This is a genomic window from Hufsiella arboris (assembly GCF_009834875.1).
Taxonomy (GTDB): Bacteria; Bacteroidota; Bacteroidia; order Sphingobacteriales; family Sphingobacteriaceae; genus Hufsiella_A; species Hufsiella_A arboris.
The window spans coordinates 43422-57075 of sequence record NZ_WVHT01000006.1 but is presented as its reverse complement, the minus strand read 5'-3'; the positions used below and the strand labels follow the sequence as shown (position 1 = coordinate 57075).

General features: G+C 43.2%; 11 protein-coding genes and 1 riboswitch. Of the genes, 9 read left to right on the top strand and 2 right to left on the bottom strand.

Annotated features, from left to right (window positions below; all coding sequences use genetic code 11):
- The first annotated feature begins 50 nt into the window (after positions 1-50).
- Positions 51-812, top strand: coding sequence for a phosphatase PAP2 family protein (locus GS399_RS13310; protein ID WP_160845142.1), 762 nt, complete (start codon positions 51-53; stop codon positions 810-812).
- 52 nt (positions 813-864) lie between these two features.
- Positions 865-1659 (top strand): phosphatase PAP2 family protein, encoded by a 795-nt coding sequence (locus tag GS399_RS13305; RefSeq protein ID WP_160845141.1) that lies wholly within the window; start codon positions 865-867, stop codon positions 1657-1659.
- Positions 1660-1839: 180 nt separating this feature from the next.
- Here GS399_RS13305 and GS399_RS13300 read toward each other — a convergent pair whose 3' ends face one another.
- A complete protein-coding gene (locus tag GS399_RS13300) occupies positions 1840-3819 on the bottom strand; it encodes an AAA family ATPase (RefSeq protein ID WP_160845140.1) in 1980 nt (659 codons plus the stop codon).
- 262 nt (positions 3820-4081) lie between these two features.
- On the opposite strand from GS399_RS13300, the gene GS399_RS13295 reads away from it, so the two are divergent.
- The 7 genes from GS399_RS13295 (at position 4082) to GS399_RS13265 (ending at position 13044) form a co-directional block, all read left to right on the top strand.
- Positions 4082-4420, top strand: coding sequence for a zinc ribbon domain-containing protein YjdM (locus GS399_RS13295; RefSeq protein ID WP_160845139.1), 339 nt, complete (start codon positions 4082-4084; stop codon positions 4418-4420).
- Positions 4421-4869: 449 nt separating this feature from the next.
- Positions 4870-6819 carry a sigma 54-interacting response regulator gene (locus GS399_RS13290; RefSeq protein ID WP_160845138.1) on the top strand — a complete coding sequence of 650 codons (1950 nt, stop codon included), beginning with the start codon at positions 4870-4872 and terminating at the stop codon, positions 6817-6819.
- A gap of 115 nt (positions 6820-6934) precedes the next feature.
- A riboswitch (cobalamin riboswitch) is annotated at positions 6935-7132 on the top strand.
- Between the two features lie 112 nt (positions 7133-7244).
- A complete protein-coding gene (locus GS399_RS13285; protein WP_160845137.1) occupies positions 7245-9200 on the top strand; it encodes a TonB-dependent receptor plug domain-containing protein in 1956 nt (651 codons plus the stop codon).
- Between the two features lie 8 nt (positions 9201-9208).
- Positions 9209-10282, top strand: a complete 1074-nt coding sequence (locus GS399_RS13280; protein ID WP_160845136.1) for a YncE family protein — start codon at positions 9209-9211, stop codon at positions 10280-10282.
- 15 nt (positions 10283-10297) lie between these two features.
- Positions 10298-10861, top strand: a complete 564-nt coding sequence (locus GS399_RS13275; protein ID WP_160845135.1) for a DUF6580 family putative transport protein — start codon at positions 10298-10300, stop codon at positions 10859-10861.
- Between the two features lie 95 nt (positions 10862-10956).
- Positions 10957-11901, top strand: a complete 945-nt coding sequence (locus GS399_RS13270; RefSeq protein ID WP_160845134.1) for an ABC transporter substrate-binding protein — start codon at positions 10957-10959, stop codon at positions 11899-11901.
- A gap of 27 nt (positions 11902-11928) precedes the next feature.
- Positions 11929-13044, top strand: coding sequence for an alpha/beta hydrolase (locus tag GS399_RS13265; protein ID WP_160845133.1), 1116 nt, complete (start codon positions 11929-11931; stop codon positions 13042-13044).
- An 89-nt stretch (positions 13045-13133) separates the two neighbouring features.
- Here GS399_RS13265 and GS399_RS13260 read toward each other — a convergent pair whose 3' ends face one another.
- Positions 13134-13517: a transmembrane 220 family protein gene (locus GS399_RS13260; RefSeq protein WP_160845132.1), complete on the bottom strand. Its 384-nt coding sequence runs from the start codon at positions 13515-13517 to the stop codon at positions 13134-13136.
- Between the last annotated feature and the right edge of the window lie 137 nt (positions 13518-13654).

Here is a 13654-nt window from a genome sequence, read left to right as displayed (position 1 = left end):
AGAATTTCTACAAAATCCCCGGCTACTTTCATTGCAAATATTATTTGCAAATGATCGGAGGGAGAAAGTCCTGGATATTATTTTTCATTTATTTATTTTTATCACTAAGCGCGTTTTCGCAAGGATCAGACACCATTGCGGCATCGTCTGACGCCAGAAGTAAGAATGACTTGATTTCTTTCATTCCGCCTGTTGTTTTTCTGACATATGGCCTTGTTGCATTAAATAATCCGGCATTGGAAAAGGTGGATCGGTTTGTTTATAACGATATGCAGGAAGACTTCCCCCGTTTCTCGACTAAGCTGGACGATTACCTCCGCTATGCGCCTGTTGTTGCTGTCTATGCCCTTAATTTTGCTGGTGTTAAAGGGAAAAATAATTTTGTTGACAGAACTGCAATGCTTTTACTGACAACAGCGATAGTAAGTTCATCCGTTACAATTCTGAAAGAAAGCACACATCGGTTACGGCCGAATGGCGGTTCCAATACGTCCTTTCCTTCCGGGCATACAGCTACCGCCTTTGCAAGTGCCGAATTTATGTACCAGGAATACGGTGATATCTCCATCTGGTATGGAGTTGGGGGGTATGCAGCAGCAACTGCAACAGGTATATTAAGGGTCTATAATAATGCACATTGGTTTAGTGATATTATTGCCGGTGCCGGCGTTGGTATTTTATCGACCAAGCTCAGTTATCTCGTTTATCCTATCTTAAAGAACGCGGTCTTCCCAAAGAAAACTAATAATAGTTTGCTCTTGCCAACATATACAGATGGGATACCTGGCTTGTGTTTTACAAAGCAATTCTGAACTATCATCAATCAATATTTGAGTTGGGTTAGTGTTTGATAAATATTTAAAAATGAAGGCTTTGAAAAGTATTTGGACAGTGTACCTGTCGGTTATTTCGGTATTTGGTTTTTCACAAGGAATTACGTCGCAACATACGAGTGATAATTTGCCCGATACTGTGACATTCCAAAGACCAGCTAATGTACGACACAATCCGGCTTTAGCTGCAATAACCTTTATACCTCCGGCTATCTGTGTTGGATATGGAATTGCCTCATTGAACAGCCCATCGTTAAGGCAGGTTGATCACTTTGTTTACAACGACATGCAGGAAGACCATCCGCAGTTCCAGGTGCATATTGACGACTATTTGCAATTTGCACCGGCGATGGCAGTCTACGGTTTAAATATAGCTGGTGTGAAAGGCAGACATGCAACAGGCGATCAAACAGCCTTGTTGCTGATTTCCAGTGCAATAATGAGTAGTTCTGTTTTCGTTCTGAAGAACCATACCAATCAGCTCCGGCCTAACGGATCAAATAATAACTCGTTTCCATCGGGCCATACGGCAACGGCATTCGCCGGGGCAGAATTCTTAAATCAGGAATATGGAGATGTTTCTTTCTGGTATGGAGCCGCAGGCTACGCAATGGCTACGGCAACAGGAGTGTTAAGAGTCTATAATAATGAACATTGGTTTAGTAACATTATTGCCGGCGCCGGAATTGGTATTGTCTCTACAAAGCTGACATATCTGATGTATCCATACATAAAAAGAGCCGTTGCAGGTAATAAAACATTGAAATCGGTTTTAATACCATCTTACCAGCATGGTTTCGTATTAACTTACAGCAGACAATTGTAGTTAGGTTATGTTTATGATGCCGCTACTCGAACGCCGGCGATCCGTTACCATCAGGCATAGTCATAATTACCTGGATGTACCGGGAAAAGTTTTAGAGAAATGCGCGCTACTATAGTGAAAGGCATTTAGCTAAATCGGAACATAAAAGGTAATTCCCTTTCAAAGAAATTATTCCGGGGCCTAAAACAAACTAACCTGTTCAGCGGACGAACCTGATGCCCCTTGCTGATAGGCGCGGATCAGGCCGATCAGCTCTGCGCCATATTGCGTGGCTTTATGGGCACCGACACCTTTGATCGCGCCGAGGGCTTTTAGCGTAGCCGGTAATTTCTCAGCCACTGCTGCCGATGTTCTTTCCGATAAGATCATACCCGGCATCACATTTTCCGTCGATGCTTTGATTTCCCGCCAGGCTAATATCTGCTCATATAACTTTTCGTTTGGCACTGCGTTCAGCGCTTTAAGATACGAACGATCATGGTTTTGGAGTTTATCTTTGCCAATTGCCAGGTAATCGACTGTAGTAAAAGGACTTAAGGAAAAATATTCCAGCAAACGGATGCGGTTGATCAGCCAGGTGATCATTTGGTCGGCTTTAGCGGCTTTATCCTTGGATTGGTTGATCAACGCAGGTAATTGTAAGTGGAGGCTTTCAACCGCTAAGTGTAGTTTCTCTGAAAAATAAGCAGCAGCTTGTGTGCTGCGTTCGGGATTGAGCTGCCTGACAAACTTTTCGGCGACTTTCAAAATCTCAGTCTCAAATGTTGGCAGCATCAGTGCAAAGCCTTTGAGTTTCGTTTGGAGCGGCACAAAGTTGAACAATTCAGTCAGTAGATACAGGCGGTAGCGTTCCTGGTCGCGTTCTAATGTTTGAGTATCCGGGCGGCCGGCGGCCTGTTCATTAAAACGGGCCACCGCCGGATCGCCGATGATATTGCGTATGGCTACCGGGTTACGCAGTATCATGCCGGACAAGCTGCGGCAACGGCTTAGTGCGACATAAGCCTGGCCATGCGCGAAGGATTCAGACACATCGATGATGGCTTTATCAAAGGTCAGGCCCTGGCTTTTATGGATAGTGATCGCCCAGGCTAATTTCAAAGGTATTTGTGCAAAACTGCCGGCATTGGTTTCCCTGATCTCTTGTTCGGCTGCTTCGTATCTCACATTTGTCCACTCCAGGGCTTCCGCCATGATCTCTTTTTCTTCCGACAACACAAACACCGTTTTATCTTCAATACGGGTAACTGTTCCTATCTTGCCATTGTAGAACAGCTTTTCAGCTGAGCTGTCGTTTTTGACAAACATGACCTGTGCACCGGTTTTTAGTTTGAGGTTCGTTTCGGTGGGGTAGGCGTCTTTAGGAAATTCACCGCGGATGGCCGCTGTAAATTCCTGTTCCTGCCCGGGCAGCGCTTCCAGCCGTTCGGTATTGATCTGTTGGGCGATATGGTTGTGCGTAGTAAGGGTGATATACGGATCTTCGGGAGCGGGCCGGAAGTCGGGCACGTAGCGGGTATTTAGTAAGTTAAGGTTTTCGGCGCTGAGGTGTTGGTTACGTACCTCGTTAAGGATATCGACAAAGGTCTGTTCTTTCTGGCGGTAGACATGGTCGAGCTCGATTCGCACATAAGGCGCCCGCTGTAAGACCTGGCTACTGAAAAAATAGGGCGTGGTATAATAAGGCCGCAAAACGCTCCATTCTTCATCACGGACGATCGGACTCAGCTGTGACAGGTCGCCTATCAATAAGAGTTGTACACCGCCAAACGGATGAGCCGAGTCTTTTACGCTGCGCAGAATCAGGTCGATCTGATCCTGAACATCGGGCCGAACCATGCTCACCTCGTCAATAATGAGTAATTCAAGATTCACCAGCAGTTCACGCTTTTCCGCACTGTAAAAACTATCCTGGCCCGTGGTGCCAGGAATGACGGGCGCAAAGGATAATTGGAAAAAGGAATGTATGGTCATGCCGCCCGCATTGATCGCTGCCACACCAGTGGGCGCGATTACGGCCAGTTTCTTTTTAGAGGTCTGCCGCAGCTTTTGCAGAAAGGTAGTCTTGCCTGTACCGGCTTTCCCAGTTAAGAATACAACTGTATTGGTCGATTCCAGGTAATCGGAGGCCAGCTGCATGAATGGATTGAATTCGCTCATCGGCTTGCAATATGATTATTATCAATGAAAATTTTAGCCTTTGTGGAAAGCTCTTTCCGTCTGTATAGCCGGTGTGTATAACGTCATACACAATTGCCCCGGAACGGTTTTATCACCACGCGCCAGCAGGCAGTTACCAGAAAACCCTGGATGTGGTATTCGGCGAACGGACAGGTAGATTTACTATACCGATAGGCTTGTTTTCGCGTCTGCCGGCGTTATGAACAATTGTTACCTTTGTCCTTCAGCAAACTTGATTTTTATGAGTGAACTTGCCCCTTGTCCGGTTTGCCGGTCACCTTATACTTATCAACTGGAGAGCTTACTGGTTTGCCCGGAATGCGGGCATGAGTGGAACCTTTCGGAAGTGTCGGCAGATGATGAAGCCTTTATGGTGAAAGACAGTAACGGCAATACTCTACGGAACGGGGATACGGTGGTGACTATTAAAAACCTCCCGGTAAAAGGCACCTCGCAAACCATCAAAGCTGGAACGAAGGTGAAGAATATTCGTTTGGTGGATAGCGATCACAACATCGACTGCAGGATCGAGGGTTTCGGTGTCATGGCGCTTAAGTCAGAATTTGTTAAAAAAGCCTGAAGAATTGAGGTGACCTACCTGGCGTCGTTTTCATTGCAGGAGAATATGCGGCAGCGGAGCATAACGCCGCAGTACTTCGCAACCAGCCGATGCAGGCAGATCCGGCAGTGAAAAATAACATTTTATAAATATTTTAAACGAGAACGGTGACGACCTTCTATATCTGAAAAGTTTACGTCGACACGATATAACGTTGCAATAACAACGATATATCGTTGTAAATTTATTGGTTAGCTAATCTTTGCAAAAGAGCTAAATAAAAATATTACGATTTGTACATCGTTGCCCGTCTTTCTAACATAAATGTGGTGTCTAAGCAATACTGGCAGGATCTATGATTTATCTAAGCAGTAAAGCAAGTTCCAATTCGTAATTTTAGCTTAGACGCACTTAATTTGATTAAATAATTTTTCTCATTTATTGTAAAATATAGGTTTAATTTAGGAAGTATGGATAAAAAGAAGATCCTGATCGTTGAGGATGAATATATCATAGCAGATGTATTATCTAATATTCTAGAGACAGCCGGTTATCATATTTGCGGTATTGCCGACAGTGTAAAGGAAGCACTTCAAATGATCGATGAGTTTAAGCCTGAATTCGTACTGCTGGATATTTACCTTAAAGAGAAATTAACCGGCATCGATCTTGCACACCGTTTAACCGAAATAAATATTCCATTCATTTATATTTCAGCAAACTCCAACCAGAAAATATTGGAAGAGGCAAAAGTTACCAATCCATACGGATTTGTGATTAAACCCTTTCGCGAAAAAGATGTATTGATCGCATTAGATATAGCTTTTTATCGTCATGAGAAGCATATGGAAAACGGATTGCGGCAAAGTGCGGTAATGCAAAAAAAAACTGCGGAAATTTTATCATCGGCCCTTGATTGGGAGCATAAAATACTTGAGATGGGTAAAACACTACAGCCTTATATTCCATTCGAATTTTTATCTGTTGGAATGAAGCAGGAAAATGAAGAAGACTTTTACGAAATCGGATTTTCAAGGATAGGGTTTGATGAATACCAGCTGATAGGCTGCCCGGAACTAATGGTTATTACCAGGCGAAAACAGCATGAATTAGCCAGGCTGAAAACAAACGACGTTGCCGAGGTAATGGCCACCTGGTACAATGAGAATGAGTTGGAAGCGTTGCTGAAAAAACCGTCGTTAAAAAAACTTTTCGCTGATACCTACAGCTTAAAGTCACACTTGTCTTTCCCTATTCCATTGAGCAATAAAAAAACATGCTATTTTAACTTTTACAGTCGCCGGCCTGATGCTTACCAGGCTGATCACCTGGTGCTCTGTAACAGGCTGCAGCGCTTGTTAGCCGGTTTTATGGAGGGCATGATGGATACTGCAAACAGTCCGCTGGTCAGTAAGCTGAGTAATTATACGGTAAAACAACAAGTCAGCTCTTTGGATCAGCCAAGCCCTTTTAGCGGTATAATTGGCAGCAGTCATTTGCTGTTAACCGTATTTGATCACGTTATCCAGGTAGCCAAATCAAGTTCGTCAGTGCTTATTTTGGGTGAAAGCGGCACCGGCAAAGAGAAAATAGCCGAGCGTATACATTCATTATCACTTAGAAAAGATAAGCCTTTTGTAAGGATCAATTGCGCCGCGCTGCCTGTCTCGCTAATCGACTCAGAATTATTTGGCCACGAGAAAGGCGCGTTTACCGGCGCCCACGAAAAAAAGATCGGCCGGTTTGAACAGGCACATACGGGCACTATATTTTTAGATGAAATAGGTGAGCTTCCGCTTGAATCACAGGCAAAACTGCTTCGGGTTTTGCAGGAAAAAGAAATTGAACGTATAGGCGGCCGGACGACTATTAAGACCGATGTGCGCATTATTGCGGCCACAAACAGAAATTTAGATAAAGAGGTAGCCGAAGGCCGATTCAGGCTGGACCTGTTTTACCGAATTAATGTTTTTCCGATACTTATGCCGCCGCTTCGTGAGCGCAAAGAAGATATTGCCGATTTGGCGGAGCACTTTTTATCCATCTATGCCCGGAAAACGGGCAAAACGGTACGAGGTATTTCCCCGGAGGTTTTGGAAAATATGAAGCGTTACAATTGGCCGGGAAATATCCGGGAGTTAGAAAATCTGATAGAACGCAATGTGCTGCTTACCCGCGACGATATGATCACTAATATGGTGCTGCCTACACAGTTGGAGCAATCAACAAGCTCGGCGCCTCCCGAATCAAGCGTTATAACTATGAGCGAAGGCGAACGTGCTCACATCCTGGCCGCGCTGAAAAAATGTAACGGCAAAATATGGGGCGAAGGCGGGGCGGCCAGCTTATTGAACCTGCCACCCACCACGCTTAACTCTAAGATGAAAAAGCTCGGTATCCGCAAGAATTTCGCAAGTTAGCCAGTATCTTGCAGGCTGGTTCTCGTTAACGGTTTATTTGCAAAGCAATATATAAATCGAAAACCAACGTGCGAGTTCACTGAAAATAAAGATTTTGGTTTCTCGTCTCAATAACTAACTTTGCCTTGCTTTTGGTTCGCCGAAATTGGTTCGACGATTAAAAGGGAATTTGGTGTAAATCCAAAACTGTCCCGCAGCTGTAAGCTCCAAAACTGAAACCCATTCTTAAAAGTCACTGTCCCGACAAGTCGGGACGGGAAGACAGGGTTGAGGGGAGCAAAGTCAGAAGACCTGCCATAGCAACATAAATTCATAGCTTTCGGGGATTGAAGCTGGAATAAGATATTCTCTTTCGACTATCTTTTCTCTCCGTTGCTTTTATCGTAATTAAATTGACTAAAGGCATTTACTTTATTTGTGTTTTTTTGACTTTAACCGGAAGCGCTGCTTTTTGCCAGACGAATCCTGTTGTTAAAAACGACACGCTGAAAGAAGTAAATGTAAAAGGCGCGAAAATACCGCTTCAACATTCTGTAAACCCCGTACAAACCCTTTCGGCGGCTCAACTGCAAAGCTTAAACAGTTTGTCTGTCGCTGATGCGGTTAAGCACCTGTCGGGAGTTCAGGTAAAAGATTATGGCGGCATCGGCGGTTTGAAAACTGTTAATGTGCGAAGTCTTGGTGCCAACTACACCGGGGTATTTTATGATGGATTCCAGGTTTCCAATGCACAAAACGGGCAAATTGACCTTGGAAAATTTTCTCTTGAAAACCTTTCGCAAGTAAGCCTTTTTAATGGAAACAGTTCGCGGAATTTACAGTCTGCCAGGGCTTTTTCCTCGGGCTCCATACTTTCTCTTGAAACTATTGAACCGGTTTTTAATGGCAAGAAAACCAACATTGACGCCTCAATCACTAGCGGGTCGTTTGGCCTTGTCAATCCTGCAATAAACCTTCAGCAAAAGATAAATGACGTTTTCAGTGCTTCACTGAGTACTGAATTATTGAACTCGAACGGACAGTATCAGTTTCATTTCCAGGATGGCCAGGCCGACTCTACAGCTACCCGGAAAAACAGTGCCGTTAACAATTACAGAACCGAACTCGCCCTTCTTGGGAATTTTGCGGATAGCAGTAAACTTTCGGCCCGTTTTTATGACTACCATTCAGACAGGGGATTGCCTGGCGCCGCGGTAAGCAATAAATTGTATTCTAATCAGAATATCTGGGACGATGACCTGTTTGTGCAGGCATCGTATCTGAAACCTTTCTCAAACAGATACGAGTTAAAGTTTTCAGGAAAGTACAGTTACAACTATACGCGTTACCTGGATCCGGATTATCCAAACAGCCAGCATAAACTGGATAATAATTATACGCAAAATGAATTCTACGTTTCACTCGCTAATTTATACCGCATTACCAACTGGTTTGATCTGAATTTTTCCGGCGATTATTTTCTTAACAGGATGAATTCAAACGTTTTTGCTTTTCCCGAGCCATTGCGGAATACCGGGCTGATCGCATTGAATCCGGTTATCCATTTCCAATCGCTGGAGATCCAAGCCGTTGCACTCGCTACTTTAGTTAACGACAAGGTAAAATCAGGAATTTCAGCCGGGAGCAAACAGGTTTTATCACCTTCCTTATCAGTTTCATATAAACCATTCGAGAGTGCAAATTTTAGACTTCGCGGATTTTATAAAGATATTTTCAGGCTGCCAACCTTTAACGACCTATATTATACTTTAGCCGGCAGCGCATCCCTGAAACCCGAATATTCAAAGCAATATGATCTCGGCTTTACATATTTTAAAGGTTCATCAGGATGGTTTCAATATATTGTATTTCAGTTAGATATCTATATTAATGATGTAAAGGATAAAATAGTTGCCCTTCCGACAGGGAATATGTTCCGGTGGACGATGGTGAATCTTGGGAAGGCTCAAATAAAAGGTGTTGATGTTGTTCTTAACTCGGCAGTTAAACTTAGTCAGACGTTCAACCTGAACCTTGGCCTGAATTACACTTACCAGGATGCCAGGGATATGACGACCGGCGATTATTATGAAAACCAGATTCCTTATGCGCCGCATAATTCGGGTTCGCTGAACTTGTCGCTGAATGCCCGGAGTTATGGATTCTCCTATAATTATCTTTATACAGGTTGGCGCTATAATTTGAGACCGAATATCGAAGACAACTACATGGAGCCGTCTTACACGCATGACTTAAGCCTGTATAAAACTTTCGGCGTGAAAACAACCCGGTTGAAATTACTGGCCGAAGTCAATAATATTTTCGATCAGTCGTACGAGATAGTGAGGAACTACCCGATGCCCGGCCGGAACTTCCGGATCAGTTTAAAAGCAAATTACTAGATAGAAATATGAAAACAAAGATCACTTACCTGCTCATTTTTACAGCCGCTGCCCTTGCATCTTCATGCAGAAAGGATAAACCTGACGAGCCGAAAGAAGCTCCCAAAGTAACCAAAGGATTATTTATATTGAATGAAGGCGGTTTTAATGCATCCAACTCTTCAATCGATTACTTTGATTATGCCACGCAGAAGAATAACAAGAATGTATATGCCGCGGCAAATGGCGCTACTAAATGGGATGTTGGAAATGATATTCAAACGTATGGATCGAAAGTGTATGCGGTAATTAACAATTCGAATTTGCTGATCATAGCAAACGCCACTACCTTGAAATCTGCCGGAGGCGTTACTATTTCCCAGCCCCGCAACATAGCTTTTTACAACGGCAAGGCCCTTATTACTTCCTCGGATGACCATGTTTACGTTGTAGATACGGCCACAATAAAAATTGAAAGCACTATTAAGGTAGGGCGTGATCCGGAACACCTGGTTGTAGTTGGCGACAAACTTTACGTTGCTAATTCCGGCGGTTTTGATTATCCTCATTACGACAACACGGTATCGGTGGTTGATTTAAAAACGTTTACTGAATTAAAAAAGATAAAAGTTGATGTGAACTTGTCTGATATCGTCGCCGATAAATATGGCGATGTATATGTTACGTCAAGGGGAGATTACGGGGCGATTAAGCCTAATTTATACGCGATCGATACGAAAACCGACATCATTAAAAAGAATTTCAATATACCGGCGGGAATGATTGCTGTTCACGGCGACAACTTGTATATCATCAATACAGATTACAGTTTGTTACCGCCTTATTCGCAGGTTACAACCTACAAAACTGTTGATGTGAACACCGAGACCTTAAAAGATAATTTCATTACTGACGGATCGGACAAAGATTTTATATCACCCTATGGTATTGCGGCAGATCCCGTTTCAGGGGATATTTTTATAGCTGACGCGACCGATTACTCAGGCGCCGGTAAGGTGTATTGTTTTGGCGGTGACGGTAAAAGAAAATATTCGTTTGAAACTGGTGTCGCTCCGGCACACTTTGCATTTTTTTCTAATTAACTATACATTTGTTTTATGTCAATATCTAAACTGAACATTCGCAACAGTCTTTTAATACTGATCATCCTTGCAGCCGGTGCATTGCGCCTGGTTGACCTTGGCAAATTCAGCACCTGGGCAAATTTTACACCGGTAGGAGCAATCGCCATGTTTGGCGGCACTTACTTCCAGAATAAGTGGAAGGCTTACGTTTTTCCATTAATAACCCTGATGGCCACCGATTGGATCATTTCATACGCCTATTTTGGTAAGGTAGAGTTTTTCTATAGCGGATTTTTGTTCGTTTACCTCGCATTCGCAGCTATGGTTTACGTGGGAAGCCTGATAAAAAAGGTAAACGCAATCGAAGTTATAAGTGCATCTATTATTTGCGTTGTAATTCATTGGCTGATTTCTGACATTCAGCCGTGGCTGTTCGAAGCGATGTACCCGAAAACATTTGCTGGTTATATCCAGTGCCTGGTTGCAGCAATTCCGTTTGAGCGTAATTTAATGCTTGGCAATCTTGTATTCGGCGGTTTAATGTACGGAGGATTCGAGCTTGCGAAAACCAAAGTACATTCTTTGCAATTAGCATAGAAGATAAGGAGAGAATAGAAAATGGGGAATAGTATGAGTACGCTATCCATTTCCTATTCTTTCTTTCCTGCTATCCATTTCCCTTCCTCACGCTCATGAAAGCCGTCTCTTTTCTCCCTGCAGCTACCAGCATGATTTACGAAATGGGGCTTCAGGATATGCTGCATGCCGTAACATTCGAATGTCCACAGGAGTCGTTACATCTTCCAAAAGCTGTACGCTGTGTTCTTGAAGGAAAGAATTATAGCAGTAATGAGATCGATAAAATGTTTTCTGCGTCAAAAGCGGAAGGAAAAAGCCTGTATTACGTCGACATTGACCTGCTGAAGGAAATTGAACCTGATATCATCTTCACACAGGATGTTTGCGAAGTATGCCAGATTGATACAGCCTGCACACATTCAGCCGTTTCTCAATTAGCTAAACAGCCGGTACTTGTTCCCCTTTCTCCCAATAACCTGGATGATGTTTTTGCTTGTGCAATAACTATAGCAAAAGCATTAGGCAGGGAAGAAGTCGCGTATCAATACCTGGCACAACTTAAAAGCCGAACTGATTTCATTATCGACGAATTAAGGCGAAACCGGGCGCCTTTAAAACGTGTGATGCTGATGGAATGGATTGAACCGGTTTATAACTGTGGCCACTGGATACCTTTTCAAATTGCACATGCCGGCGGTGTCGATATGCTGTCTAATCCTGCCGGAGATTCAATTGTCACGTCCTGGGACAAGATCCTGAAATACGATCCTGAAATTCTGGTAATCGCTCCCTGCGGATTTACAGTTGAGCGTACAATGGAAGAAATGAGTTTGCTGTACCAGAAAGAAGGCTGGTATAATCTCAAGGCTGTACGAGATAACCGCGTTTACATTGCAGACTACGATTTATTTACGCAACCAAGTATTGGAACGTTGGTCGATGGTATAACGCTGCTTTCCTGCATGTTTCATCCTGAGATCTTTCACATTCCTGAAAATTTGAAGCGTAAGCTATTACACCTGGAACTGGTGGAAAACAAACCGCTTCATGGTAATTGATACATTTTTATCGCCATTTATTTCTTTATGAATCAAGATACTACTGCCAAAACATGTCTGGCATTTTTTTACTTATCCTTCGTTGTTTTATTTTTTACAGCGACCTCGTTTTTCGGAAAATCTAGGAATACAGCGGCCGACCAAATTTTAAAAGATTCGACAACAAACAAGCACGTCCGGGAAGAACGGTTTATCGAAATAAACGGTATTGATGAGTGGGTTACCATAAAAGGGAATAGCGCAAAGCCGGTGATTTTATTTATTCATGGCGGCCCCGGCAGTACCATGAGCCCGTATAGTGATGCAGTATATGGCGGCTGGGAAAAAGATTTTGTAATCGTTCAGTGGGATCAGCGTGGAGCAGGTAGAACTTTCGGCCGGAATGCACCGGAGGAACTGAGCCCGGCGTATTTACAGGCACATCCGTTAACAGTAGACCAGATAACTGCAGACGGGATCCAGCTTGCTGAATACCTTACGAAATACCTTCACAAGAATAAAGTAATTCTTTTCGGAACATCGTGGGGTTCAATTATCGGCGCAAAGATGGCTTTGAAGCGCCCGGATCTTTTTTACGCTTACATCGGGCACTCGCAGGTTGTGAACGCTGCAGAAGATTTGATATCGGCCTATAAGAAAGTATATCAAATGGCGCAAAAAGCCGGCGATCAAAAATCTTTAAGTGTCCTGGACTCGATTGGGAAACCTCCGTACGATATTGCCAGGAATGCAGGCAGACTGTTGCGGATAATAAAAAAGTACGAACGTGAAAATTCCGCACCGGCACCGGCTTCATGGTTTATACTGTCACCCGAGTATGACAATCTGCAAGACAATCAGCATCGTGAGGATGGCGACGATTATTCCTTTGTTAATTATGTCGGCGACAAGCGATTGGGTGTAAAGCCCATGAATACAACTGTCAACTTCTTGAAGGATAGTTTTATCTTTAAGATCCCCGTATACCTGATCCAGGGAGAAGAAGATATTTTAACAGCCAAAGAAATTACTAAAGTGTATTTTGATAAAATTAAGGCGCCTGCAAAGGAATTTATTCTGCTGCCAAATACGGCTCACGGTTTTAATTCCTCCGTGGTCGATACGCAGCTTAAGATAATGCGTTCATTAAAAAACGTGCATTAATAAGACCTATCGGATCTAATAATCTATGAAAGCAGTTATCTGCAACGGAAAGAATAGGCTGTGTCGGTCCATACGAAACGCTCTGAGTATTAGGAAAGAATTTTCCTTTTCTTTTTAAAGTAAACGTAATTTATCGCTAAAACTCCAATTACTATTACCAACCCGAAAAACTCCCTCGTTTCTTCAACCCAGGGCTTATCGGCATGCATGGTCTCGGCGATGTTCTCGCCATGATGTTTTGTTATCCAGTCGATAAAACCATTCGCATCGAAAATTTTGTAAACGGCGTAGATTCCATAAACAACGAATCCTGCTATGTATGCCACCTGGTTGAATTTGTTCCTTGCCGCTTGCCAGCAAAGTAAAGAGGCATACAGGTAAATCGGCATCCAAACGTAAGGATCCGGGTCGTTGTATTGAAGGGCCGCGAAAACAATAAACAGAAAGCAAAAGGTCAGGTTGAAAATTTTCATTCAGAATATGATTAGTCAGCTAATTTAATAATTCGGCAATATCAGCAACTAAATAAATTCTTTCTTGTCCTCTTCCTAAAACAGGTATTCAAACCAATGAAGAATAAGCCCGGTGATAACACTCGAGGCCTGGCGTA

Bases quoted from the DNA above. Each gene is read 5' to 3' on its own strand.
- GS399_RS13310 (WP_160845142.1), top strand. From the start codon at position 51: ATGATCGGAGGGAGAAAGTCCTGGATATTATTTTTCATTTATTTATTT.
- GS399_RS13305 (WP_160845141.1), top strand. From the start codon at position 865: ATGAAGGCTTTGAAAAGTATTTGGACAGTGTACCTGTCGGTTATTTCG.
- GS399_RS13300 (WP_160845140.1), bottom strand. From the start codon at position 3,819: ATGAGCGAATTCAATCCATTCATGCAGCTGGCCTCCGATTACCTGGAA.
- GS399_RS13295 (WP_160845139.1), top strand. From the start codon at position 4,082: ATGAGTGAACTTGCCCCTTGTCCGGTTTGCCGGTCACCTTATACTTAT.
- GS399_RS13290 (WP_160845138.1), top strand. From the start codon at position 4,870: ATGGATAAAAAGAAGATCCTGATCGTTGAGGATGAATATATCATAGCA.
- GS399_RS13280 (WP_160845136.1), top strand. From the start codon at position 9,209: ATGAAAACAAAGATCACTTACCTGCTCATTTTTACAGCCGCTGCCCTT.
- GS399_RS13275 (WP_160845135.1), top strand. From the start codon at position 10,298: ATGTCAATATCTAAACTGAACATTCGCAACAGTCTTTTAATACTGATC.
- GS399_RS13270 (WP_160845134.1), top strand. From the start codon at position 10,957: ATGAAAGCCGTCTCTTTTCTCCCTGCAGCTACCAGCATGATTTACGAA.
- GS399_RS13265 (WP_160845133.1), top strand. From the start codon at position 11,929: ATGAATCAAGATACTACTGCCAAAACATGTCTGGCATTTTTTTACTTA.
- GS399_RS13260 (WP_160845132.1), bottom strand. From the start codon at position 13,517: ATGAAAATTTTCAACCTGACCTTTTGCTTTCTGTTTATTGTTTTCGCG.